Here is a 23,592-nt window from a genome sequence, read left to right as displayed (position 1 = left end):
CAGTGACCGATGCCCCAAGCCACCGCAAGGCCCCAAAACGCAAACAGCGCCCCGGTTGGGGCGCTGCATGGGAGTGTTGAGCGTAACGCGGCCTACATGTGGATGACTTTATCGTAGGCGTCCAAAACGGATTCGTGCATCATTTCCGACAGTGTCGGGTGCGGGAACACGGTTTCCATGAGATCAGCCTCGGTCGTTTCCAGCTTGCGGCCCACGACGTAGCCCTGGATCATTTCGGTCACTTCTGCCCCGACCATATGCGCGCCCAGCAATTCGCCGGTCTTTGCATCAAAAATGGTTTTGACCATTCCTTCGGTTTCACCCAATGCAATGGCCTTGCCGTTGCCAATAAACGGGAAGCGCCCGACCTTGATGTCGAAACCCAGCTCCTTGGCCTTCGCTTCGGTATAGCCCACCGATGCCACCTGCGGGTGGCAATAGGTGCAGCCTGCAATCTCTTCGGGCTTGATCGGGTGCGGATTGCCTTTGCCCGCGACCAGTTCAGCGACCATAACCCCCTCGTGCGAGGCTTTGTGCGCCAACCAAGGTGCGCCCGCGATGTCGCCAATCGCATACAGCCCCTCGACGCCAGTCCGGCAATAGGGGTCAGTCACAACATGGCTGCGGTCAATCTTAACGCCCAATTCCTCAAGGCCGAGACCCTCAACATTGCCAACGATCCCAACGGCAGAAATGACGGTATCAAACTCATGCGTCTCGACCTTGCCGCCCGTTTCGATATGCGCGGTGACCTTGCCCTTGGCGCGGTCGAGCTTTTTGACCATGGCTTTTTCCATGATCTTCATACCCTGCTTTACGAACGACTTTTTTGCAAAGGCCGAGATCTCGGCATCTTCTACTGGCAGGACACGGTCCATCACCTCGACGACGGTCGTGTCGGCACCCAAAGTATTGTAGAAGCTCGCGAATTCGATGCCGATCGCGCCCGAACCGATCACAAGCAGCTTTTTGGGCATGCGGGGCGGCGTAAGGGCAGTTTTGTAGGTCCAAACCAGATCACCATCAGCCTCAAGGCCCGGCAGTTCACGCGCCCGCGCGCCGGTTGCCAGAATGATCGCCTTCGCGCTCAGATCTTCAGTGCCGCCTTCGGTTTTGACCGAGACTTTACCTTTGCCCGCAATCCGCGCCTCACCCATGATGACCGTGATCTTGTTTTTCTTCATCAGGTGACCGATGCCACCAGACAGCTGCCCGGCCACTTGGCGGGAGCGTTTGACCACTGCGTCGAGATCATAATCGATACCCGTCGCCTTGAGGCCGAACTCCTTGGCGCGGTGCATCAGGTGAAACACCTCAGAGGAGCGCAGCATCGCTTTGGTTGGGATACAGCCCCAGTTGAGGCAAATGCCGCCAAGGTGCTCTCTCTCAACCACGGCCACGTTCAGCCCCAGTTGCGCCCCCCGGATCGCAGCAACATAGCCGCCGGGGCCCGCACCAATTACGACCATATCAAAGCTTTTCGCCGCCATCAGATTCTCCAATTCGAAATTTAGTTTACCCTTAAACTAAATTGAAATCGAACGTCACCCGCGCGAATGGTCGCAACAGCAGTTATGTGCCTATGCCGCATCTGCCGCGAGGGTCTCGACAAACGTGCCGTACCCACCAGCCGTCATAAACGCATCCTCTTGCGTGGTTCCAGTGCGGCCCAAGGCCTTGTTTCGAAACGGGAACCGACCAAATTGACGAATAATCTCACGGTGCGCGCGAGCGTGTAGCAGGGTCTGTTCGCTTTCAAAGCGGGTCGCAATCAACCGCACAGCGCGATCCTGATCGCTCAGACACTCTGAGTGTTCGAGCGGCAGATAAAAGAACTGACGCGCCGGCCCTTCGACTTGCAGATCAAAACCACGCTCAATCGATTTTTTGGCCACGGCCCGCGCTTGGGCATCTGTGGCAAAGGCTGTCGCCTCACCCCGGAACATATTGCGTGAAAACTGATCCGTCAGGATCAAGAATGCCAGCGCCCCACGCGGTGATAAGGCCCAAGCCTCTAACTCACCACGACGCGCTGCCTCCCAAAGCTCCTGAAAACGCGTGGATATATCTGCATCCAGCTCTGGTGTGCTTTGGTACCAGTCCTTCTCGCTGCAGGTCTCCAGCCAGAATTCCAACACCTCTTCAAATCGGTCCATGACCGGTCCTCCCCTAGCCTTATCCCCCACCAGGCCCCTTCACCTTGCCCAATTCATTGGCATTGCGCAAGAAATTCACGCAGCAGTGTCTTCGGCGTTTTCTTCGGCCTGTTCTTCCCAACCTTCAACAACGGCTTCCATGGTCACAGCAGTCGAAGCCGGTGACATCGGCGTCATCGAAACGATTTCGTAGTTTTCGTCATCATCCGGCATAGCACGTTGTGTCATCCGCCACGCCGCATAGGTCGCAAGCGCGCCCAACTGGATCGCCAGATACAAAAAGAAACCAGAGGGGCCGATCGTTTCCATCAAATAGCCCGTGATCAATGGGCCGGTGATGGCCCCAAGGCCATTGATGAACAAAAGCTGACCGGAGGCGGCCGCCATGTCCTCTGGGTTAAGGTAGTCGTTGGTATACGCCAGCAACAGCGCATAGAGCGGGTTCGCCATGCCGCCGATAAAGAACGATGTAATCAGCAGGCCAGTAAAGCCACCCAAACCAAAAGCCGTCGGCGCGCAGGCCAACAACCCGATCACAGCGAGGATCAAGATCAGGCTCCGCCGATCCATCCGATCCGAAATCCAACCAATCGGAAACTGGAGCAGCATTCCGCCCAAGTAGATCGCCGCAATGAACGTCGCGATTTCGCCCGAAGACAGCTTGATCGACGCCCCATAAACCGCCGACATCCCAAACAGCGCCGAGAATATCCCCCCCAGCAGGAAAATGCCCACGCAGCCCAGTGGCGACACTGCATAGATTTCTCGAAAAGACATCGGCTTGGTCGCCTCAAACGGCGGCACCGGAGAGATGGTCAGCAAAATTGGCGCAAACGCGATCGACACCAAGACCGATGGCAAGATGAACAGGATCCAGCCCCCCGCGTCGCCCAGCGCAAACAAGGCTTGCGCTGCAACGATGCCCAACATTTGCACGATCAGGTAAAGCGACAGCGCTTGGCCCCGTGTCGCGTTCGTCGTGGAATTGTTCAGCCAGCTTTCGGCCGTGATATACACACCACAAAAACAGAACCCCACCGCGATGCGCAAGATCGTCCAACTGATCGGATCGGTGAACACCGGAAACAGGATCAGACACGCCGAGATGAAAGAGCCCAGCGCCGCAAAGACCCGCACATGGCCCACCCGGCGGATCATCTCGGGCACGGCCTTGGAGCCGAGCAAAAAGCCCAAGAAGTAGCCAGACATCACAATCGACATCGCCGTTGTAGAGAAGCCTTCGATGTTGCCGCGCACGCCCAACAGGGTGCCTTGAAGGCCGTTCCCGACCATCAAAAGCATCATCCCAAGCATCAAAGCCCACGTTCCGCGCATTACTTCAACCATCGCCACAGCTCCTTAAGCGCGGGGGTACACCTATTTTGTGTCGCAGGGCATAGACAGGGATTCTGTCTTGCGTGCGACACAGTAGGGTCGGATTTACCAGACCCTACGCGCCACCTTTTGCGGCAGTGCGCGGCGGGATCAACAGCGAACTGTCACCATATGAGAAAAAGCGATATTGCTCCGCCAACGCGTGATCATAGATGCGCATGATATGCTCATGCCCCATCAGGGCGGCGACCAGCATCATCAGCGTCGATCTGGGCAGGTGGAAATTGGTCATCAGCGCGTCGGTGATTTTCCACTGATAACCGGGATAGATAAAGATCTCCGTCGCCCCCTCCCATGCAGACAGAGTTCCGTCCTCGGCTGCTGCGCTCTCTAGCAGGCGCAGCGCCGTCGTACCCACCGGGATGATCCGCCCACCAGCGGCCCGCGTCTCATTGATTTGAGCGGCGGCCTCAGGCGTGATGTTGCCCCGTTCTGCGTGCATTTTGTGCGTGGTCACGTCATCGACCTTGACCGGCAGGAACGTCCCCGCCCCGACGTGCAGGGTCACTTCGGTAAACGTAACGCCGTGGTCACGCAGCTTTTGCAGCAGGGCCGCATCAAAATGCAGCGAAGCCGTGGGTGCCGCCACAGCCCCAGAATGGCGCGCGAACACAGTTTGATAGTCATCCATGTCTTGGGCATCAGCGGGGCGCTTAGCCGCGATATAGGGCGGCAGTGGCATAGCGCCCGCCGCATTCAGAGCCGCATCAAAATCATCCCCCGCACAGTTGAATTGCAAAACAACATCACTCTCGCGCCGCGAGACAACCTCCGCCTCAAGCGCGTCCGAAAACACCACGCGATCCCCATCCACCAATTTGCGCAAAGGCTTGGCCAGCGCCGACCAGTGCCCCTCGGGCGTGGGTTCCAGCAGGGTGATTTCCACCTTGGCCTCAACCGGGCCTTGGGCACTGTTGCGCGGACGCAGACCGTTTAGCCGCGCGGGCAACACCTTGGTGTTGTTCAACACCAACCGGTCACCGGGGCGCAGCCACTTGGGCAAATCCGTGACACGCTGGTCGTGCAACGTCTCGCCGTGCGAAACCAACAGCCGTGCGGAAGACCGAGGCCGCGCCGGACGCGTCGCAATACGCCCCTCAGGAAGGTCGAAATCAAAGTCTGACAGCTGCATGGAAGGCCCCGTAATTGGTCGTCACTATTGGGTTGGCGCAGGTGGAGCCCGGCGAAAGACCTCTCGGAAAAGGCCCGGCGTCAGGACCGACAACGGGTTGACCCGCACCTGCGGTGCACTTGCCGGGCCACTTAACGCATAACTGATGCCAATCAAACCCTCGTCGCGCGGGGCAAAAAGCCCGCCAAATAGGCCGTTCACCAAATAGAATGGCGACACCACGCCTTGCATGTCTAGCGCGCGCGAGCTCAGCCCATAGGTTCCATCCAGCGTCAGCCCAAGTGACGGGCCAAACGCCGCCCCGCGCGTCACCCGGACCGCGCCGGGTTCCAGCTCAAAATCCGCCTCAATATCTGAGAAAAACAACCCCTCACCGCCCAACTGCTCCAGCAGCCCAACGACCGAGACAGCCGATAGCAAAGAGGCCAGCGCAGGCGCGTCGCGCACCCGCATGTCCTCTATATCAAGGCGACCCGCGTAGCGGCCCTGCCCTGCGCGTGGCACGAGCCGGAGATCAAAACTGCCGCCATTGCCGTTGCGAAACACCCCAGCCGAGGCGAGCGTCGCACCTGCGTTATCGCCCCTTATGCGCACTGCGGTCCCTTGCGCGGACGGCACCAGAGTACCCGCAATCGGTGCGCCACCATTCAAAAGCCCGGTAAACCGCCCGTTTGTGCCCCCTTGGGTCGATACCTCAGCGGACACATTGTTGAGGACAATCCCATCCGAGATCGTGATTGCGTCCAGCACAATGTTGAGCGGCACGGATTGTCCGCCCGCAGAAGCGCTTGCCCCAGTATCAAAATCCACGCGGCGCAGATCGGCCGTGCCTGACGTAATCGCAACGTTTGGTGCGCGCCCCGGTCCCCGCCCCCGGATGTCGGCAGTTGCGCTGAGCCAATTGCCCACCTCTAGCCGCGATAACAGGGCACGTTCTAATCCGCCGCCCTCGGCCAAGGAAATAGCGCCCTCTACCGCCAGCCCCGGCGCTGAGATCGCCATCACGGGCACTACAACAGGCTGCTCGCCGGTTGCGATTTCCAGCCGCAATTCGCCTGTGGCTTCCGGCGTCTTGCGCCAGCTCAGCGCGGGGATATTGGCGCCCAACCCCTCGAGTGAGGAACGAAGCTGTAACCGTTGTGGGCGCGCCGGATCCAGCGACATCTCAAACTCTGCGGGGGCCTGCCCCGACAGGCCAAACCCCGCCAAATCAATCCCAAACGCAGCCAGCGTCTGCGGTGATATCGCGAACCGCCCCGTTAACGCCCCCGGCCCCGGCTCCGTACCTTTTGATTGCGGCAAGGGCTGTCGCCACGTTGCGCGCATCGGCACGGCATCCAATTCCAACGGTCCGCGTACTTCAACCGCATCGGGCGTCACCCGTAAAGCCAACTCTGCGCTCGTGATCTGGCGCCCCGGCACCAACACGCCGCTAGAGACATCCGTCAACACGCCGTCAAAAGCGAAATCCAAGTTCTCCAATGGGACGCCCTTGACGAGCGGCACCTCTAACCAACCTTGGACCGACGCCTGCCCCTTCACAAAATCAGCCGAGCGCTTGGCCCGTTCCAACACCGACAGCGGCTTGTTATCCAGCACCGACAAGACCGCAGGGATCGGGCCAGAGATCATCAGGTCAACCTCCCCCACCGCCGGTTTTATCCGCGTATTAGGCACCGTGAAACTGGTCCCACCGATGTCCACATCGCCCCAAGGCTCGGCAGGGACACGGGCGGTATCAATGCGGAGCGAAAACCTGTTGTCGTGGAAATTGGCGATGCCCGATGCGTCTTGGGCCACGGGCATGTCCCGCAAGTAGCGTACCGATGCCCCCTCAAACCCAAAGCCGCCGGTTATCGCGGGGCGTGGGTTATCTGCGTCTTTGCGCAGGGCCGCAGCGAAATCAGTGATAGTCCCGCCCGAGATGTTCTCGGTGATCCAAGTCCGCGTTTTTTGCGCCACCGCATCGGGCCAAAGCGAGGTCACCGTGCTCGCCGCAACCCGATCTGCGGACAGCGACAGATTTGCTGCAATCGCGCCTGGCCTTGGCACCCAAACCTGACCACTGGCGCGCGCCACGGAAGGGCCTGCGGCAACCATCGCCTGCCCGATCTCAAACCGCAGGGGGGCCATGTGCAACCGCCCCTCCAACACGCCCGTGTCAAAGGCCGCCGGGTTGGGCAAGACACCCTCCGGGTCGACCACAATATCTGATAGGGCCAGCTGGACCACCAACGGATCGCTCAGCGTATCTCCCGCAAGGATTTGGCCTGTCGCCGTCACTTTGGCTTGGGGCGCGCGGACTTCTGCCCTCCGGATCTCCAATCGGCGCGTAGCCGGGTCCAGCAGGACTTCGAGTGTCGCGAGATCAAACGCGGCCCCCTCCCAGCCGGGGATCACACCGTTTTCGAGCGCGACACGGGCCTCCAGCGGCGATAGCATGCCGTCCTCGCGCACCTCACCCACCGCCCACATGTCGACCCCGGCCTGCAACACCGACAAAACATCGACACGGCCCGTGGCATCTTGCGCCGTGCCTGCATCTACGTTGAATACCATGCGTAGGTCATCGCTGCGCCCGCCGATCATCCGCAGGTCAAGGCCCGCGCCTGCCCCCGGTGTTCGGCTCAGCGCAAGGCGGAACGTGCCGGGTGCGACCCCGCCCCGCGCGCGGGACAAATCCGCGGCAATGACCAACTCAGTGCTGCGCCCATCCCGGCGCAAGGTGACGGCCCCCTCGCTCAGCGACAATCGCCTCCCAGACACTGCATCCGACAGCACAACGCGCAGCGCCCCAGCCTCAACGCTGCTGAGCTGGGCGGCCAGCGGGTGCATCAACACCGCGTCCACTGCGTCAAGCACCTCCGCCCAACTGGCAGGCAGCTGTGCAATCGTTTCTGCGTCGCGCCCAAACCCTAGGTCGAACTGCCCATCTTCGGCCCGCGTCAGGCGCAAAGTGCCCCCGGCCACGCGCACGTGGCGCACCTGTAGCAACCCCTGCGAAATCCCGGCTAAGTTGAACTCTAGGCTCAGCTTCGGCAGATGCACCCGATCCGCAAGCGCGCGACGCTCTAACCGCGCATCCAGCACATCGACAATGATCGCCCGATCCCGAAAATCCAACCCGATGCCCAATTGCTCAAGCCGCACCCGGTCGCCCTGAGGCACCTGAGCGTTAAGTCGCGCCTCGACCCGCTCGACCATCCACGCAGGCACCGTAAGCACCCGGTAATTAGCCACAAACACAAGCGTGATCACCGCAATCAAAGGCAAGACAATCGCGAACTCGATCAACCGCACGGCCAACACCTTGCGCTTACGGCCATGCACACGTGCGGGACGGGTTGGGGTCGGCTCACTATCGGGGGGCAGGTCGGTGCCGGGCGCCATTGAAGGGTCTCTCCTGTCGCGCGGATTTGCGCGCATCGCCCCTTTATTGTGCCGCCCCAAGGGCTAGGTTTCAAACCGTAACATGACCCTTTCGGTCAAATTCACAAAAAGGACCTCTCGATGCCTGATCTTGGCCAATCCGCTCCCGACTTCACCCTACCCACCAATGGCGGCGGCACCTTCACATTGTCCGAGCAAAGCAAAGCCGTTGTGCTGTATTTCTACCCCAAAGATGACACCCCCGGCTGCACCAAAGAGGCCATCGCCTTCACCGAACACCTTGCGGACTTTGAAGCGGCCGGCGCGATTGTTGTGGGCGCATCCAAGGACACCGCCGCCAAGCACGACAAGTTCATCGCCAAGCACGACTTGGCCGTCACACTTGTATCCGACGCAGAGGGCACGATGTGCGAAGATTACGGCGTGTGGGTTGAGAAAAACATGTACGGCAAAACCTACATGGGGATCGAACGGGCCACCTTTTTGATCGACGCCACCGGCGTGGTGCGCCAGATATGGCGCAAAGTGAAAGTACCGGGCCACGTCGAAGCCGTTTTGGACGCCGTAAAGGCGCTTTAAATGCGCCAGCGTGCCTCGGACGAAGGAGGACACGATGGACAAGACGCTGGCCGAAATGGCCGTTGAAGTGCTTAGCACCGCAAACGGGCGGGCGAAAACCGCGCTGGCCCGGCAACATGCTGCCACGTGGCGCGCGGCACGTGCGTCCGGCGAACAATTAGAGGTGGGGCACGCAGCCCCACCCGATACGCCCGCACGTCCCGCCCTGCCCGAATTGCTGCACCCCCGCGACGTGCCGCGTCGTCGCCCCGGCACGCCTGAGGGGCGTGAGGCGCTGTTGCACGCGGTCGCCCACATTGAGCTGAATGCTGTCGATCTGCATTGGGATATCATTGCCCGGTTCACCGACACGCCCCTGCCCTTAGGGTTCTATGACGATTGGGTGCAGGCAGGTGACGAAGAAGCCAAGCATTTCAATCTCATGGCAGACTGTCTTGAAGAGATCGGCAGCCACTATGGCGCCCTTCCCGCCCACGCAGGCATGTGGCGTGCGGCCCAAGACACGGCGGATGATTTATTCGGACGACTAGCCGTGGTTCCAATGGTCCTAGAGGCGCGCGGCCTCGACGTGACACCGGGCATGATCGACGTCTTCCGCAAAGCCAAAGCGCAATCGGCCGTTGATGCGCTTGAAATCATCTATGCCGAAGAAGTCGCCCACGTCGCATACGGCTCGAAGTGGTTCCACTTTCTGTGCGGGCGTCACGACCACGACCCGAAAGAGCAGTTTCACACCCTCGTCCAAAAGTACTTCCACGGCGCACTCAAGGCCCCATTCAACGTCGAAAAACGCGCCGACGCGGGCATCCCGCCCGACTTCTACTGGCCCCTCGCGGATGACCACCCAACCACCCCCGATCGGTTCCGCAGCACAGGCTAAAACACCCCGCCCTTTTTCGGCAAAAAACCGCCGATCAAGGGGGCGCTTAGGGCGAATTGACACGGGATAGAGCCTGCGCGCCAACCCAGCCTTGCCCCGCCAACAGGGTTTCCGTAAAAAACCACAACTTTGCGCGGGGGCGCAAAAACGGACGTCCGCGCCAAGCGGAGCAGTGGGGAAAAGGGACACACCGCGTGAAACTACGCATCTTGCATCGGCTGAACGCGTGGCTTGAGGGTGTCCTGCCCGAGCAACGCCTCTTTCTCAAATCTGACCAAGGCACGCGATTCATTCGTCTTAGCCCGCGCACGCAAGCGGTTGCCTTAACGGGCTGTGCGGCGTTTGTGGGCTGGACGATTATCGTCTCGGCATTCTTCTTTCTTGGAGCGATTTCGGCAGGCTCAACCCGGGATCAAATCGCCCGCAGTCAGGACGCCTATGAGGCCCGGCTCAACGCCCTGTCTGAGGAACGCAACGCCCGTGCGTCCGAGGCTGAACAAGCGCTGGAGCGGTTCTACGTTGCCCTCGACGAAGTGAGCAAAATGCAGGAAATCTTGCTGGCGTCCGAGGATCGTCGCCGCGAGTTGGAGACCGGCATTGAGGTGATCCAAGCCACGCTTCGCCGCACCATCGCTGAACGTGATGAGGCCCGTAGCCGTGCCGAGTTATTCCGTACCGAGCTTGAGGCAGACACTGGGACAAGTCGCACTGGCACCGGCCAAATGCAGGATGCGCAGACAACCCTCGCATTTCTGACCGAAGCCCTCGACCAAGTCGCCGTCAAACGTGATGAGGCTATCCAGATCGCCGGCTCCGCCGAGGCAGAAACCGAAGCACTGGAGCGTGAAATCCGCATCATGGCGGATCGAAACGCCCAGATCTTTGCCCAGCTTGAGGCGGCCGTTGAGGTCTCATTCGAGCCCCTGCGTAAGGTTTTCAATCGGGCGGGCCTGCCCACCGATCGCATCCTGAACGAAGTGCGCCGCGGCTACACCGGCCAAGGTGGCCCCCTCACTCCCATCAGCTTTTCGACCCGCGGCAACGCCCTGATCGACGGTGATACGGCACGGGCAAACGACATCCTCAACCGGATGCAAGAGGTTGATCTCTATCGGCTCGCCGCCGAACGCTCTCCGCTTGGGCACCCAATCCGTGGGTCTTATCGTAAAACGTCAGGCTTTGGGCCCCGCTGGGGCCGCATGCACAACGGCCATGATTTCGCAGGTCCTCACGGCACCGATATCGTCTCAACGGCAGACGGCACAGTGACCTTTGCAGGCTGGCAATCGGGTTATGGCAAAATAGTTAAAATCCGCCATGCCTTTGGCTTTGAAACCCGCTACGCTCACCTCACGACCATCCGCGTGAAGCGGGGCCAAAGGGTCTCGCGCGGGCAACATATTGGTGATATGGGATCGACCGGACGGTCCACGGGGACCCATCTTCACTATGAGATTCGCAGTGGCGGCACCGCCCTAGACCCGAAACCCTTCGTAGACGCAGGTAGAAATGTTTTCTAAATCCAAAATCAATGAGCCCGGCCCCAAGGCCGACACCGCAGCCACCAGCTCCGCCGCTCCGACGCCCCCCAAGCCCGCTGAAATGGGTGCAGGCGCTGCCGCGATGAAGCCCAAAGCCGCACCATCCATCCTGTCCTCGGACCTGTTGGTGAAGGGCAATTTGAAATCCACTGGCGACATTCAGATCGAAGGTCAGGTCGAAGGCGACGTACATGCCCACCTGCTGACCGTCGGTGAAACCGCCACAGTGCGCGGCGAAGTTGTCGCCGACGACGTGGTCGTAAACGGCCGTGTGATCGGTCGCGTGCGCGGCCTCAAGGTGCGCCTGACGTCCACGGCTAAGGTCGAGGGTGACATCATCCACAAGACCATCGCAATCGAAAGCGGCGCCCATTTCGAAGGTTCCGTGCAGCGTCAGGACGACCCATTGGGGGGCGCCTCCAAGACACCGGCACCCAAACCTGCCAGCGCCTAAGCCTTAGACTAAGAACACCTCATCTAACGCCGCTCCTCTCGGGGCGGCGTTTTGCGTTTTCAAACGTCTGGCGCGGGGTGCGACAACGCCCGCCGGTACAGATGCCAAGACGCGTGCCCCAAAAGCGGCAACACCAAGAACAACCCCAAAAATCCCGGCAGCATGCCCACAAACAAAAGTGTAGCGACGGTCATGCCCCATCCCAACATCAGCCCCAAGTTCGCCTGCACGGCTTGAAAGCTCACAATCATCGCAGTCACAAAATCCAGTTCTTTGTGCAGCAACAACGGCAGGCTCAGTACGGTGATCGAGAACAGGACAAACGACAAAACTCCGCCGACAAGGCTGCCCACGGCCAACATGCTCACCCCGTTGATCGTCAGCAGATACCCAAGCGAAGATGAGACGTTCACCATTGCCTCAAGACCCATGAACAGCGCAAACAACATATGCGCGAGAAAGTTCCAAAACAGAAAGAACACCAAAACCACCCAAGCCATCGTGGGCAACTGCCTGTGACGCTGATCGAGGACCACCCCCATCACACCGCCCCACGTCAGCGCCTCACCCTGCTCCAAACGCCGCGATACCTCATATAGCCCCACGGCCGCAAAAGGTCCCAACAGCGGAAAGCCGAGCGTGATCGGCAAGGCCCACCAAATCTGTCCGGTCACAGCCAAAAACAGATACAGCGCCCATCCCCCCGCGACGTAAACAGAGGCAAACACTAGCCCATACACCGGCGCGGCTTTTAGATCCTGCCACCCGGCAGCAAAGCTCGCCCGTAGGTCCTGAGATGTCAGCGTGTTGATGGATGGTACTGCGGATGCCGCAGGTGGTTCACGGTCAATCGTGGCGGATGTGGTGGTCATCTGTCCTCTCCCTGTGCCCCCATTCTACTCTGTTTTCGCCGCTCCACCAAAACGAAATTCACAAGGCAAGAACCCAGCTCCTTTGTTCCCCAAATACTCAACTGGCGCGAGGCCGCGCAGCGGTCGCGCGCCACCAGGCGACGCGCAAAGCGCGGCGCAACCCATCTAACAACAAAAGGAAAAGCCTACTCGGCTTGCGCTTCCGCTCGGGTCTTTCCCGACACATCCATTGCCAGCGTTGCTGCCATCAACCCGTCCAGATCACCGTCCAGCACACCGCCCGTATCCGATGTTTCAAACCCGGTGCGCAGGTCCTTTACCATCTGATAGGGCTGCAACACATAGGACCGGATTTGGTTGCCCCAGCCTGCGTCGCCCTTCGCTGCATGCGCCTCGTTGATAGAGGCATTCCGCCGGTCCAGCTCCATCTGATAAAGCCTCGATTTCAGAGCTTTCATCGCGATGTCGCGGTTTTGGTGCTGAGACTTCTCAGAACTCGTCACCACGATCCCCGTTGGGTGGTGTGTGATCCGCACGGCCGAGTCCGTCGTGTTCACGTGCTGACCACCAGCGCCCGAGGACCGATAGGTATCAATACGAATATCCGCAGGGTTCACATCGATCTCGATGTTGTCATCCACCACGGGATAGACCCAAACCGAACAAAATGACGTGTGCCGCCGCGCCGAGCTATCATAGGGCGAAATTCGCACAAGGCGGTGCACGCCGCTCTCGGACTTGAGCCAACCATAAGCATTGCGCCCAGAAATCTTGTAGGCCGCCGACTTAATCCCGGCTTCTTCGCCTTGGGTCATGGATTGCAGCTCAACCTCATAGCCCTTCTTCTCGGCCCAGCGAACGTACATCCGCGCGAGCATTGATGCCCAATCACAGGATTCAGTGCCCCCTGCGCCTGAGTTGATCTCTAGGAAGGTATCGTTGCCATCCGCCTCACCGTTCAGGAGGGCTTCCAACTCTTTGGCGGCTGACACGTCAACAAGGTTCGCGATCGTGGCCTCGGCCTCCGAGACTATTTCGGCGTCGTCTTCCATCTCGCCCAGTTCGATCAACTCGATACTGTCGCTCAGGTCTTGCTCCAGCCCCTCAACGCCCGAAATACTGTCGGACAGGGCCTGCCGATCGCGCATCAGCTTTTGTGCGCGGTCCGGGTCATTCCACAAATCCGGGTTCTCGGTCATCGCATCGAATTCTTCCATGCGGTGGCCAGCAGTCTCCCAGTCCATACGCCGCTTAAGCAGTGCAATGGATTTGCGGATCGCCTCGATCTGGTTGGTGGTCTCTGCGCGCATGGTATCCCTCAGGTTGGAAGCCACGTTCTAACCTGCGCCCCTGCCCCCCGCAAGGGAGCGGATGGTACGTGGCCTAGTACAACCCGCCCGAGCTGAGCGTGCCAAAGGTCGCGCGGCCGGGCACCACAACGGCCTCGCCAGTGGATGTTTGAACGCGTTGATCCTCAGGCACGGGCAATTGGCCTTCGACCTCGCCCTCACCCCGTGCAAACAGCGGCAGGTCGGACGCCATCCCAAAGCCCCCGTCAACCACCGCCAGCATCCCGAACAACGGCTCTTCGCCCTCACGGAAATACTCGGATACAACGAAATCCCCCTCCGCATCATCAGGCAAGCGCGCGCCTGAGAACCGGTCGATCTTTACGAAATACCCACCGGGTGGCACTTCGAATGGGCCTGCACCGTAGGTTTTGATCGCCTCAGCCATGAATTCGTTGAACACCGGGCCACACATGCCGCCCCCCGACGCACCACGCCCCAGCGAACGGGGCTGATCGTGCCCGATGTAGCACCCCGCCGCGATTGAGCTTGAGAACCCAACAAACCACACATCCTTGGCGTCGTTCGTCGTTCCGGTCTTACCAGCGATAGGCACGGGCAGGTTCACGGTGCGCGCGGCCGTCCCCCGCTCAACCACCCCGGTCATCATAGAGGTCAACTGATAGGCTGTGATCGCGTCCATCACCTGTGAGCGGTTCGAAATGATCCGAGGCCCCCGCCCCGCCTCAATCACTGCATCCGCACAGGTTTCGCATATGCGCTGGTCGTGGCGATAAACCGTGCGGCCATAGCGGTCCTGAATACGGTCCACTAGGGTCGGCTCAACCCGCTCCCCCCCGTTGGCGAACATCGCGTATGAGGCCACCATGCGGTACAGCGTGCTTTCCTGAGAGCCTAGAGAATTGGCCAAAAGCGGCTCCATGCCATCGTAAACACCAAAGCGTTCCGCATAGCGCGCGACGGTGTCCATGCCCACGTCCTGCGCCAATCGAACTGTCATCAGGTTCCGAGAGCGTTCGATCCCCGTGCGCAGCGGCGAAGGCCCGTAGAACTTGTTGGAGGCGTTCTTAGGGCGCCAGATTTCGCCATTGCCTTGATCAATCTCAATCGGGGCGTCGATCACGATGGTCGACGGCGCATAGCCCGAATCCAACGCAGCCGCGTAGACAAATGGCTTAAAGCTTGACCCCGGCTGGCGCGTGGCCTGTGTCGCGCGGTTAAACACCGACTGCTGGTAGCTAAAACCGCCCTGCATCGCCAGAACCCGGCCCGTGTTGACGTCCATCGCCATAAAGCCGCCCTGCACTTCGGGGATTTGGCGCAGGGTCCAACCGTCCCCTTCGGCGCGGACATGAACCACGTCACCCAGTTCAAAATTGTCGTAAAAATTACCTGTCATCCACGCGATGTCGCTGCGCGGCACCTCGGCGCGGGCGGGGCCATCCTCAACCCCGATACGCATGGCCCGATCCCCTCGGTCCAGTACGACGGCAACCTGCCAAGGCCCATCCAAATTCACGTCGCGGGGGACGTCTGCATCCGACAGGGCATCGCGCCACGCCGTCTCAGACCCAAGCACCTCAGAGGGCAACGTCACGTTCGTGCCCCGCCAAATCCCCTGCTCTCGGTCATAAGTTTCAAGTGCGCGTTGCAGCGCGCGTGCAGCCACGCCCTGAAGCTCCCGATCGATGGTCGCGCGCACGGTCAGACCGCTGGTGAAAAACTCTTCCTCTCCGAAATCTCGGCTCAACTGGCGGCGAATTTCATCAGTGAAGTAATCCCGCGGGGGCATCTGGGCCGTGAACGGCACAAAATCACCGGACTGCACGGTGCGCAGCGGTGAAGCCACCGCGACCTCATACTCACCGCGCGTGATGTAGCCGTTTTCGTACATCTCACGCAGGACGAAATCGCGACGGATCACGGCACGCTCATTCTGGCGCACAGGGTGATAGCGGGACGGCGCCTTTGGCAGCACAGCCAGATAAGCCGCCTCTTCTACCGCCAATTCCTCAAGCGATTTGTTGAAGTAGGTTTGTGCCGCAGCCGCCACCCCATAGGAATTCTGGCCTAGGAAAATCTCGTTGAGGTACAGCTCAAGGATTTGCTCTTTGTTCAGGGTCTTTTCGATCCGCGCGGCAAGGATGATCTCTTTGATCTTGCGCTCAACGTTGCGGTCAGACGACAGCAGGAAGTTCTTCATCACCTGTTGCGTGATCGTGGAGGCCCCGCGCACGTCGCGCCCGCGCGTGCGCACCGCCTCAACCACCGCAGCCGTTATAGCCCGTGGGTCATAGCCCGCGTGGTTATAAAAATTCTTATCCTCCGCCGAGATAAACGCCTGCTTCACAAGGTCAGGAATTTCTTCTGCGCTAGCAAAAAGACGCCGCTCGCGGGCGAATTCATCCATCAAGACACCCTCACCGGAATAAATCCGGCTGATCGTCGGCGGCGCGTAGGTGGCCAATTGTTCCTCATTGGGCAGATCGTGGGAATAAATCCACAAAACCGCGCCCACGCTGACCGCCGCCCCGACAATGCCCAGCGTGATAAAGCTGAAAATTCCGCCCAAAGTGGACAGAATGAACATGATAAGTCCCGATAGGGCGGAGCGGACAAGGACCACAGGCGTACCTCTTGGCTGGCGGTGGGGCAAACATAGGCCTTTCGCGCGGTGGCGTCAAAACCCGCGCGACGTCGAAACACACGGACGCGGGGCAGTTGGACAGGGCTTACTGCCGGACACGCTCCGCGCGCAAGGCATCAGCGACCACCCATGTCTCAAGCGCTTGGACAATCCCGAGGGCAACCTGCGCGCGCCACTGCGGTTTTTGCAGGTCCGACAGGTCCTGCGCGTCGGACATAAACCCGACCTCCAGAAGGATACTTGGCACATCGGGGGCCTTTAGAACCGCAAACTCGGCCTCTAGCCGTGGGCGTTTGTGCAGACGACCAACCGTGCCGCGCAGCCCTTCGACCAGCGCATCAGCGAGGGCATCTGCACGGGGCGTGACCTCGACCCGTGCGAGGTCCATCAAGATATCTGCGACTTGGTCGCCTTTTTCGGTCACATCTGCGCCCAGCAAAACGTCCTCGCGGCTTTTACGCTCAGCCAGTTGGGCCGAGGCCGGGTCACTTGCCTGATCCGAAAGGGTATAGACCGTCGCGCCCGACGCCTCCCCTTGTGTGATCGCATCGGCGTGCAGCGACAGGAACACATCAGCCTTGGCCGCCCGCGCGATCGCGACCCGCTCCGCCAAGGGGACAAACACATCGTTGGTGCGGGTCAGAATGACTTGATAGCCGCCTTGGCGGATCAAGGCCTCCTCGACCTCACGGGCGAAGGTCAGCATCAGGTCCGCCTCGCGCAGGCCGTCGCGCTGCGCGCCGGGGTCGATGCCGCCATGGCCGGGGTCCAGCACAACAATGGTATCCCCGCTGTCCACTTTTGGTGTTTGGGGCACCGGTGCTGGCAGCGCCCAAAGGTCCGCTTCGGACGGGCGCGCCGCGACGGCCTGCGCGAAACCCGCCGCATCTGTGCGCGCCAATCGCAACGAGATCACTGCCGCCCCGCTGCTGGGATCGGTGCGCATCCCGGCTGTGTCGACAATCAGGGGCGCGGTCAGTTCCAGCACCATCCGGGACCATCCCGGCCGAAAGGTCCCGATGCGCACGGCCTGCACGCGCTTGCTTGTGCCAAGTGCTTTCGGTGACACGCCTGCCCAAGCGACCTCTTGAAAATCGAGGATAATGCGGCGCGGATCATCGCGGGTCAGCACCCGCCACGGTACCGCTTGGCTTAGCGCGAGTGTGACCTCTACCCCGCCGCGCACGTCCGCAATGCTAGACGCCGTAACGTCCAACCGCGCCAAGGCTCTCAAGTCCTGCGCACTGGCCGCAAAGGGCAGCCATAGCCCGCACACGACAAGGAGCCGAAGCGCACGCATCTCAGCCCCGCGCCTGCATGAACTGTTTCAACCGGGCCAAACCTTCGATGATATCCTCGGTGCCCCGCGCGTAGGAAAACCGCAACGTACCGTGTCCGCGCACCGGATCGAAATCGAGGCCCGGAGTCACCGCAACGCCCGCGTGTTCCAAAATCTCCGCGGCGAATGCGCGACTGTCATCGGTCAGGTCGCTGACGTCGGCATAGATGTAGAACGCCCCATCAGGCGGCGCGATCTGGGTAAAGCCGGCGGCGGGCAAACCCTCTAACATCAGGCGGCGGTTTTCCGCGTAGACCGACAGGTTCGCGGTCAGCTCTTCTTCGCAGTCCATTGCAGCCAAAGCCGCCACTTGGCTGGCGTGGGGCGGGCAGATGAACATGTTCTGCGCAAGCCGCTCAATCACCCGGACATGGTCCTGTGGCACCACCATCCAACCCACACGCCACCCAGTCATGGAGAAGTATTTTGAGAACGAGTTGATGACATATACGTCGTCCGACACCTCAAGCGCGCTGATTGCGCGGCCCTCGTACTGGATGCCGTGGTAGATTTCATCGGAGATGAACGCGATGTCGCGCGCGTCACATGCTGCGATCAATTCACTGAGTGCGGCATGGTCCAACATCGTGCCCGTGGGGTTCGCGGGCGAGGCCACGATCAACCCTGCCAAGTCAGATGAAAGGTTGCCTGCAACAGGTTGAAATCGCGTATCTTTGCTTGTTTCGATCCGGGTCGGATCAAGGCTAAGCGCCTTCAGGATTTGACGGTAGCTTGGATAGCTGGGATCCCCCAGCCCGACCTTTTCGCCGGCCTCAAACAGGGCCGTGAACGCAAGGATAAACCCCGCCGACGACCCCGACGTCACGACCACACGCGCGGGGTCCAGATCGACATCGTACCACTTTTTGTAAAGGCCCGCGATCCGCGCCCGCAACTCTGGCAGCCCCAGCGCGACGGTATAGCCCAACGCATCCGTGTGAATGGCCTGCGCCACAGCGGCACGCGCGCCCTCAGGTGCGCCGGTGCCGGGCTGACCCACTTCCATGTGGATAATGGATCGCCCTTGCGCTTCGGCGGCGCGGGCGGCCTCCATCACGTCCATCACAATAAACGGATCGACCAAGGCTCGGGTTGCGTTGCGCATAAGACACTCCATATGGTTAAGCATCAAAAACCAGCCCCGGGAGGCAAGGTCAATGGTGACACTGCAACGATGGGCGGCACGGGCAACTTTGGCCCTGACATTCGCGTTCGCACCGATGATCGCGGCGGCGCAAACCCTCGTGCGAGACGCAGAGATCGAATACGCCCTGCAACAGGTGGCCCAACCGATCCTTCAGGCAGCGGGCCTGCCGTCTAGCACACGCATTTTCGTAATCCTTGATAGCTCGCTCAATGCGTTCGTGGTCGACAACAAATCGATCTTTTTCCACTCAGGGTTGCTGTTAAAGCTCGATACCCCCGCCAAGGTGCAGGCCGTCATTGCCCATGAGGCTGCGCATATCGCCAATGGCCATATCTCACGTCGTAGGTCCAACATTGGGGCGGCCAGTACGGCGGCACAATTGGGCCTTTTGTTGGCTGCGGCCGCCGCGGCAGCTGGCGGTTCAGGCGATGCGGCAGCAGGCCTTGCGATTGGGGCGGGCAGTGCCGCGCAGCGCGCGCTATTCGCCCACACCCGGGCCGAGGAAGCCTCTGCCGACCAAGCCGCCCTACGCTATATGCGCCAAGCGGGCGTGGACCCAAAAGCGATGGTTGACGTGCTGGACATTTTTCGCGGCCAAGAGGCGCTGAGCCGGGGTCGCCAAGACCCCTATGCCGTCACCCACCCCCTAACCCGCGACAGGCTGCGCGCGGTGGAGGCGTTTGCCGCAGGCACCACGGGTGATGTACAGACCAACCCCACAACCGCCTATTGGTATGCGCGCGCAGTGGGCAAATTGTCGGCTTTTTCTCGCGCACCCAGTTGGACCCTGCGCCGAGTGCGCAACGACACTGACGAAATCGCCACGATGCGCCGGGCCGTCGCCTACCACCGCAAGCCTGACACAAGCCGCGCACTTGAAACCATCGATCGGGTGATCGGGATGCGCCCGAACGATCCGTTTTATCATGAGTTGAAGGGGCAGATACTGCTTGAGTCCCGCCGTGTGGACGCCGCCATCGCATCCTATAGGCGAGCGATTGAGCTACGCCCACGTGAGCCGCTGATCCTGCGCGGGCTGGGCCGCGCGCTTTTGGGTGCGGATACGGCCGGCAGCAATGCGCAGGCCTTGCAGGTCCTGACCGAGGCGCGTGGACGCGATGCGTTTGACCCCGGCCTTTTGCGCGATCTGGCACTGGCCCATGCGCGCGCGGGGCAGAACGGTTTGGCCTCAGTCGCCACGGCGGAACGGTATGCAATCCTGCGCCGGTTCAAGGATGCCGCGACCCATGCACAACGGGCCGCAGGGCTATTGCCGCAAGGCTCATCAGGATGGCTGCGCGCCCAAGACGTTCTATCCGCCGCCAAACAGGCCGGTGTCGCAAATAAATAAGCCCCGCACGCAGATGGCGCACGGGGCTTAGAATGTAAGCGAAGGTCATAGACCCAAGAACGCAGTCTTAGCTTTTCTTGGACCACCAACCACGGCGCTTAGGCGCTGGCGCCTCTTTAGGGGCCTCCGGCGTGGGTTCAGGTGCCGCAATCGCCTCGACCAGTTCCACACTGACCTGAGGCTCGTCCTCCGCGACGGGCTCCGACACTACGTCAGCCACGTCCGCAACCGCAGCCACGACAGGGGCCGGAGCTTTGGCGCGCACGCGCTTTTTCGCCTTGGGCTTTTCAGCCACTGGGGCCTCTGCTTGGGTTTCGACCGGAGTGTCAACCGCAGGCTCAGGCGTTACAGCTGTGTCCGTAGCCGCAGCAGGTTCAGCTGGTGTTGCGGCCTCTTGCGGTGCTGCTTCGCCCGCCTCATCCACAGGCGTGTCCGTCTTTTTGCGACGCGACCGTGTCCGCCGCTTCTTGGCGGGCTTTTCCTCGGCCTCAGCCTCGGGTGCGGGGTCTGCCGCGGGCTCGACGGGAGCTTCTTGGGCCTCCCCCTCAGCTGCAGGCGCATCCTGCTGACCCTCGGTCTCTGTGCCCGATGTCTCATCCCCATTGCCGCTCTTACGACGACGCGACCGGCGACGGCGGCGCTTCTTGGGTGCGCCCTCGCCGTCTGTAGCCTCAGGCGTTGGGTTTGACGTGCTCTCACCGTTTGCCTCAGTGGCTTCGGTCTCAGCGGCGGTCTCATCAACCACATCCGCGTCATCGATCTCATCCATCAAAGCGGAGTCCATCGACACAACGTTGCTCGAAATCTTGGGCAGAACGCGCGTGGCGGTCTTGAACTTTTCGAGGGTGTAATCCGGGGCGATCAGATGCGGGTCGGCTTGGATACGCACGGCCATCGCATAACGCGCCTCGATCATCGCAAGATGCTCACGCTTGTCGTTCATTATGTAGTTGGCCACATCAACCGGCAGCTTCAACAGCACTTCGCGGGACCGTTTGCGCGTGCCCTCTTCTTCCAAGGCGCGCAGGATCGACAGCGCGAGGCTATCGTCCGAGCGGATCAGACCGGTGCCGTGACACGCGGGACACGGCTGTGTCGTCGCCTCAAGCATGCCCGGACGCAGGCGCTGACGCGACAGCTCCATCAGGCCAAAGCCCGAAATCCGGCCAACCTGAATGCGGGCGCGGTCAGATTTCAGCGCATCCTTGATCCGCTTTTCAACAGCAGCGTTGTTGCGGCGTTCATCCATGTCGATGAAGTCGATGACGATCAGACCCGCAAGGTCGCGCAGACGCAATTGGCGCGCCACCTCATCGGCAGCCTCCAAGTTGGTCTTGGTCGCGGTGTCCTCAATCGAGCCTTCTTTGGTCGCTTTGCCAGAGTTCACGTCAATCGCTACCAAGGCCTCGGTCACGCCGATCACGATGTAGCCACCGGATTTCAACTGAACCGTGGGGTTAAACATCCCCGACAGGTAGCTTTCGACCTGATGACGCGCGAACAGCGGCATGCCTTCGTTGTAGTGCTTCACGTTTTTGGCGTGCGACGGCATGATCATCTTCATGAAGTCTTTGGCGTGGCGGTAGCCTGCTTCGCCTTCAACAATGACCTCGTCGATATCGCGGTTGTACAAGTCGCGGATCGAACGACGGATCAGGTTGCCTTCTTCATATATCTGCGCGGGCGCGATGGATTGCAGCGTCAGGGCGCGAATTTGCTCCCACTGGCGCTGCAGGTATTCGTAGTCGCGCTTGATCTCGGTCTTGGTGCGCTTGGCACCTGCCGTGCGAATGATCAGGCCCGCGCCCTTTGGCACGTCGATCTCATTGGCGATCTCTTTGAGCTTTTTGCGGTCCGGCGCGTTGGTGATCTTGCGGCTAATGCCGCCACCACGTGCGGTGTTCGGCATCAGGACGCAGTACCGACCTGCAAGGCTGAGGTACGTCGTCAGGGCCGCGCCCTTGTTGCCGCGCTCTTCTTTGACGACCTGCACCAGCATGACCTGACGGACTTTGATGACCTCTTGGATCTTGTAGCGCCGTGCGCGGGGTTTGCGCACCGGACGGATCTCTTCGACGTCGTCGTCATCGGCCACAGTCTCGACGGAGCTATCCTTTTCAGCAGCGCTCGACTTGCGACGGCCACGCTTGGGGCGCTCACCTGCGGGCGCGGCCTCCGGGGTGTCCACGGGATTTGCGTCGTCTGAAATGACCTCATCCGAAGCGGTGTCTTCGTCAGGCTCGACCACGTCCATGCCGGGAATCGAGGCTTCGGCCTCAACCACTTCGGGTGCAGTCTCGGCAGGAGCCGCCACAGACTCGGCCACTTCGGGTGCGGTCTCAGCCACTGGCTCGGGGTCCGCGACAACGTCGCCCGCTGGAGCTTCGTCAGCATCGCTGCCGCCTGCATCCTCGGGGTCCTGCGAGATTACGGCGTCTTCGATGCCGGTGTCTTCGGCGATTGAAGTGGGGGGCGTGTCATCACCGTCGGCGGCTGCCTCAGCGGGGGCTTCTTCCTCGCTGGCCTCAGCCGCGGGCGCTTCAACCTCGGCCTCAGCAACCGGAGCTTCAGCAGCCTCTACCGGAGCCTCTGCTACGGCTTCCGCCTCAGCAGCAGGCGCATCATCGGCAACGGCTTCCGGCGCGGGCTGTTCAGCGCCCTCTTCGGCTGCGTCTACCTGACCCTCGGCCGTTACATCGCCGTTTTCGTCCGACTTCTTGCGTGACCGCGAACGACGCGCACGCTTGGGCTTCGCGGCGGGCTTTTCGTCTTCTTCCGCTGCGGCCTCTGCATCGGCCTGTTCTTCAGCCAAGATCGCATCACGATCCGCCTTAGGAATTTGATAGTAATCGGGGTGGATTTCCGAAAACGCGAGGAAACCGTGGCGATTTCCGCCATAATCCACGAACGCTGCCTGCAAGGACGGCTCAACGCGCGTCACCTTTGCGAGGTAGATGTTGCCAGCAAGCTGGCGACGGTTCATGGATTCAAAGTCGAACTCCTCAACCTTGTTTCCGTCTGCCACGACAACCCGAGTTTCCTCGGGATGGGTGGCGTCGATGAGCATTTTTTTAGCCATTGTGTCTTTCTGCAAGACACCGCAAAGGGGGGTCCCGCCCTGCCGCGTCGGGTGATCGAACGGATCGATCCAACGCGCGAGGGTGGTGGGGCCGCTCGTGCGGCATCAGGTCTGGATGGGGCGATCCGGCAGCTGCGCAAGCCCAAGCGCGGCAGAGCTATCTCTGTCGGGGGGGCCTGTTGTAGTATTGCAGCGCTCTGCATCGCGGTTTGTCTCCGACACGATCCTAGCAAGGCCGGGCGTGTCCGGTTTATGGGCCCTAGCACACGTATGTCGCGCGCCGGAGCAGTCGGGGTGGGCCGTTTCCGGCCCGCTATCAA

16 protein-coding genes are annotated in these 23,592 nt (G+C 60.8%); 5 read left to right on the top strand and 11 right to left on the bottom strand.

Features of this window, described 5'->3' with window-relative positions; translation table 11 throughout:
• Positions 1-92: 92 nt before the first annotated feature.
• The 5 genes from lpdA to THS5294_RS08270 all read right to left on the bottom strand — a co-directional run bounded on the left by lpdA (position 93) and on the right by THS5294_RS08270 (position 8,073).
• Complete coding sequence (gene lpdA, locus THS5294_RS08290) at positions 93-1,490, bottom strand: dihydrolipoyl dehydrogenase (RefSeq protein WP_038006519.1); 1,398 nt, start codon at positions 1,488-1,490, stop codon at positions 93-95.
• Between the two features lie 90 nt (positions 1,491-1,580).
• The gene (locus THS5294_RS08285; RefSeq protein WP_058123383.1) at positions 1,581-2,156 is read right to left on the bottom strand and encodes a DUF924 family protein; all 576 of its coding nucleotides are present in this window, start codon (positions 2,154-2,156) and stop codon (positions 1,581-1,583) included.
• A gap of 75 nt (positions 2,157-2,231) precedes the next feature.
• A complete protein-coding gene (locus THS5294_RS08280) occupies positions 2,232-3,503 on the bottom strand; it encodes an MFS transporter (RefSeq protein WP_058123382.1) in 1,272 nt (423 codons plus the stop codon).
• 103 nt (positions 3,504-3,606) lie between these two features.
• A complete protein-coding gene (gene queA, locus THS5294_RS08275) occupies positions 3,607-4,683 on the bottom strand; it encodes a tRNA preQ1(34) S-adenosylmethionine ribosyltransferase-isomerase QueA (protein WP_058123381.1) in 1,077 nt (358 codons plus the stop codon).
• A 24-nt stretch (positions 4,684-4,707) separates the two neighbouring features.
• A complete protein-coding gene (locus THS5294_RS08270) occupies positions 4,708-8,073 on the bottom strand; it encodes a YhdP family protein (RefSeq protein WP_058123380.1) in 3,366 nt (1,121 codons plus the stop codon).
• Between the two features lie 120 nt (positions 8,074-8,193).
• Between THS5294_RS08270 and THS5294_RS08265 the strand changes: the two genes are divergently transcribed.
• The 4 genes from THS5294_RS08265 (at position 8,194) to THS5294_RS08250 (ending at position 11,527) form a co-directional block, all read left to right on the top strand.
• Entirely contained in the window at positions 8,194-8,652 is a 459-nt protein-coding gene (locus tag THS5294_RS08265; protein WP_058123379.1) for a peroxiredoxin, read from the top strand.
• Between the two features lie 34 nt (positions 8,653-8,686).
• Positions 8,687-9,532 (top strand): ferritin-like domain-containing protein, encoded by an 846-nt coding sequence (locus tag THS5294_RS08260; protein WP_058123378.1) that lies wholly within the window; start codon positions 8,687-8,689, stop codon positions 9,530-9,532.
• 194 nt (positions 9,533-9,726) lie between these two features.
• Positions 9,727-11,052 (top strand): M23 family metallopeptidase, encoded by a 1,326-nt coding sequence (locus tag THS5294_RS08255; protein ID WP_082644978.1) that lies wholly within the window; start codon positions 9,727-9,729, stop codon positions 11,050-11,052.
• Positions 11,042-11,527: a bactofilin family protein gene (locus tag THS5294_RS08250; RefSeq protein WP_038006509.1), complete on the top strand. Its 486-nt coding sequence runs from the start codon at positions 11,042-11,044 to the stop codon at positions 11,525-11,527. The genes THS5294_RS08255 and THS5294_RS08250 overlap by 11 nt, the downstream gene beginning before the upstream one ends.
• A gap of 59 nt (positions 11,528-11,586) precedes the next feature.
• Here THS5294_RS08250 and THS5294_RS08245 read toward each other — a convergent pair whose 3' ends face one another.
• The 5 genes from THS5294_RS08245 to THS5294_RS08225 form a co-directional block, all read right to left on the bottom strand.
• Positions 11,587-12,399: a DUF2189 domain-containing protein gene (locus THS5294_RS08245; RefSeq protein ID WP_052068288.1), complete on the bottom strand. Its 813-nt coding sequence runs from the start codon at positions 12,397-12,399 to the stop codon at positions 11,587-11,589.
• Between the two features lie 185 nt (positions 12,400-12,584).
• Entirely contained in the window at positions 12,585-13,709 is a 1,125-nt protein-coding gene (gene prfB, locus THS5294_RS08240; protein ID WP_058123377.1) for a peptide chain release factor 2, read from the bottom strand.
• Positions 13,710-13,782: 73 nt separating this feature from the next.
• Positions 13,783-16,299, bottom strand: coding sequence for a penicillin-binding protein 1A (locus THS5294_RS08235; protein WP_058123376.1), 2,517 nt, complete (start codon positions 16,297-16,299; stop codon positions 13,783-13,785).
• Between the two features lie 142 nt (positions 16,300-16,441).
• Positions 16,442-17,656 carry an N-acetylmuramoyl-L-alanine amidase gene (locus THS5294_RS08230; RefSeq protein WP_058123375.1) on the bottom strand — a complete coding sequence of 405 codons (1,215 nt, stop codon included), beginning with the start codon at positions 17,654-17,656 and terminating at the stop codon, positions 16,442-16,444.
• A gap of 1 nt (position 17,657) precedes the next feature.
• A complete protein-coding gene (locus THS5294_RS08225; protein ID WP_058123374.1) occupies positions 17,658-18,800 on the bottom strand; it encodes a pyridoxal phosphate-dependent aminotransferase in 1,143 nt (380 codons plus the stop codon).
• A 52-nt stretch (positions 18,801-18,852) separates the two neighbouring features.
• Here THS5294_RS08225 and THS5294_RS08220 point away from each other — a divergent pair, with 52 nt between their 5' ends.
• Positions 18,853-20,193, top strand: coding sequence for a M48 family metalloprotease (locus THS5294_RS08220; RefSeq protein WP_058123373.1), 1,341 nt, complete (start codon positions 18,853-18,855; stop codon positions 20,191-20,193).
• 67 nt (positions 20,194-20,260) lie between these two features.
• On the opposite strand, the gene THS5294_RS08215 is transcribed toward THS5294_RS08220, so the two are convergent.
• Complete coding sequence (locus THS5294_RS08215; RefSeq protein ID WP_058123372.1) at positions 20,261-23,272, bottom strand: Rne/Rng family ribonuclease; 3,012 nt, start codon at positions 23,270-23,272, stop codon at positions 20,261-20,263.
• Positions 23,273-23,592 lie beyond the last annotated feature (320 nt).

The sequence above is a fragment of the Thalassobacter stenotrophicus genome, assembly GCF_001458315.1.
Taxonomy (GTDB): Bacteria; Pseudomonadota; Alphaproteobacteria; order Rhodobacterales; family Rhodobacteraceae; genus Thalassobacter; species Thalassobacter stenotrophicus.
Note: the sequence above shows the minus strand (reverse complement) of the source record. Positions and strands in the feature narration are given on the sequence as shown.

Coding starts and splice junctions, on each gene's coding strand:
- queA (WP_058123381.1), bottom strand. CDS start 4,683: ATGCAGCTGTCAGACTTTGATTTCGACCTTCCTGAGGGGCGTATTGCG.
- THS5294_RS08285 (WP_058123383.1), bottom strand. CDS start 2,156: ATGGACCGATTTGAAGAGGTGTTGGAATTCTGGCTGGAGACCTGCAGC.
- THS5294_RS08270 (WP_058123380.1), bottom strand. CDS start 8,073: ATGGCGCCCGGCACCGACCTGCCCCCCGATAGTGAGCCGACCCCAACC.
- THS5294_RS08250 (WP_038006509.1), top strand. CDS start 11,042: ATGTTTTCTAAATCCAAAATCAATGAGCCCGGCCCCAAGGCCGACACC.
- THS5294_RS08215 (WP_058123372.1), bottom strand. CDS start 23,272: ATGGCTAAAAAAATGCTCATCGACGCCACCCATCCCGAGGAAACTCGG.
- THS5294_RS08245 (WP_052068288.1), bottom strand. CDS start 12,399: ATGACCACCACATCCGCCACGATTGACCGTGAACCACCTGCGGCATCC.
- THS5294_RS08225 (WP_058123374.1), bottom strand. CDS start 18,800: ATGCGCAACGCAACCCGAGCCTTGGTCGATCCGTTTATTGTGATGGAC.
- THS5294_RS08265 (WP_058123379.1), top strand. CDS start 8,194: ATGCCTGATCTTGGCCAATCCGCTCCCGACTTCACCCTACCCACCAAT.
- THS5294_RS08280 (WP_058123382.1), bottom strand. CDS start 3,503: ATGGTTGAAGTAATGCGCGGAACGTGGGCTTTGATGCTTGGGATGATG.
- prfB (WP_058123377.1), bottom strand. CDS start 13,709: ATGCGCGCAGAGACCACCAACCAGATCGAGGCGATCCGCAAATCCATT.
- lpdA (WP_038006519.1), bottom strand. CDS start 1,490: ATGGCGGCGAAAAGCTTTGATATGGTCGTAATTGGTGCGGGCCCCGGC.
- THS5294_RS08260 (WP_058123378.1), top strand. CDS start 8,687: ATGGACAAGACGCTGGCCGAAATGGCCGTTGAAGTGCTTAGCACCGCA.
- THS5294_RS08220 (WP_058123373.1), top strand. CDS start 18,853: ATGGTGACACTGCAACGATGGGCGGCACGGGCAACTTTGGCCCTGACA.
- THS5294_RS08235 (WP_058123376.1), bottom strand. CDS start 16,299: ATGTTCATTCTGTCCACTTTGGGCGGAATTTTCAGCTTTATCACGCTG.
- THS5294_RS08230 (WP_058123375.1), bottom strand. CDS start 17,656: ATGCGTGCGCTTCGGCTCCTTGTCGTGTGCGGGCTATGGCTGCCCTTT.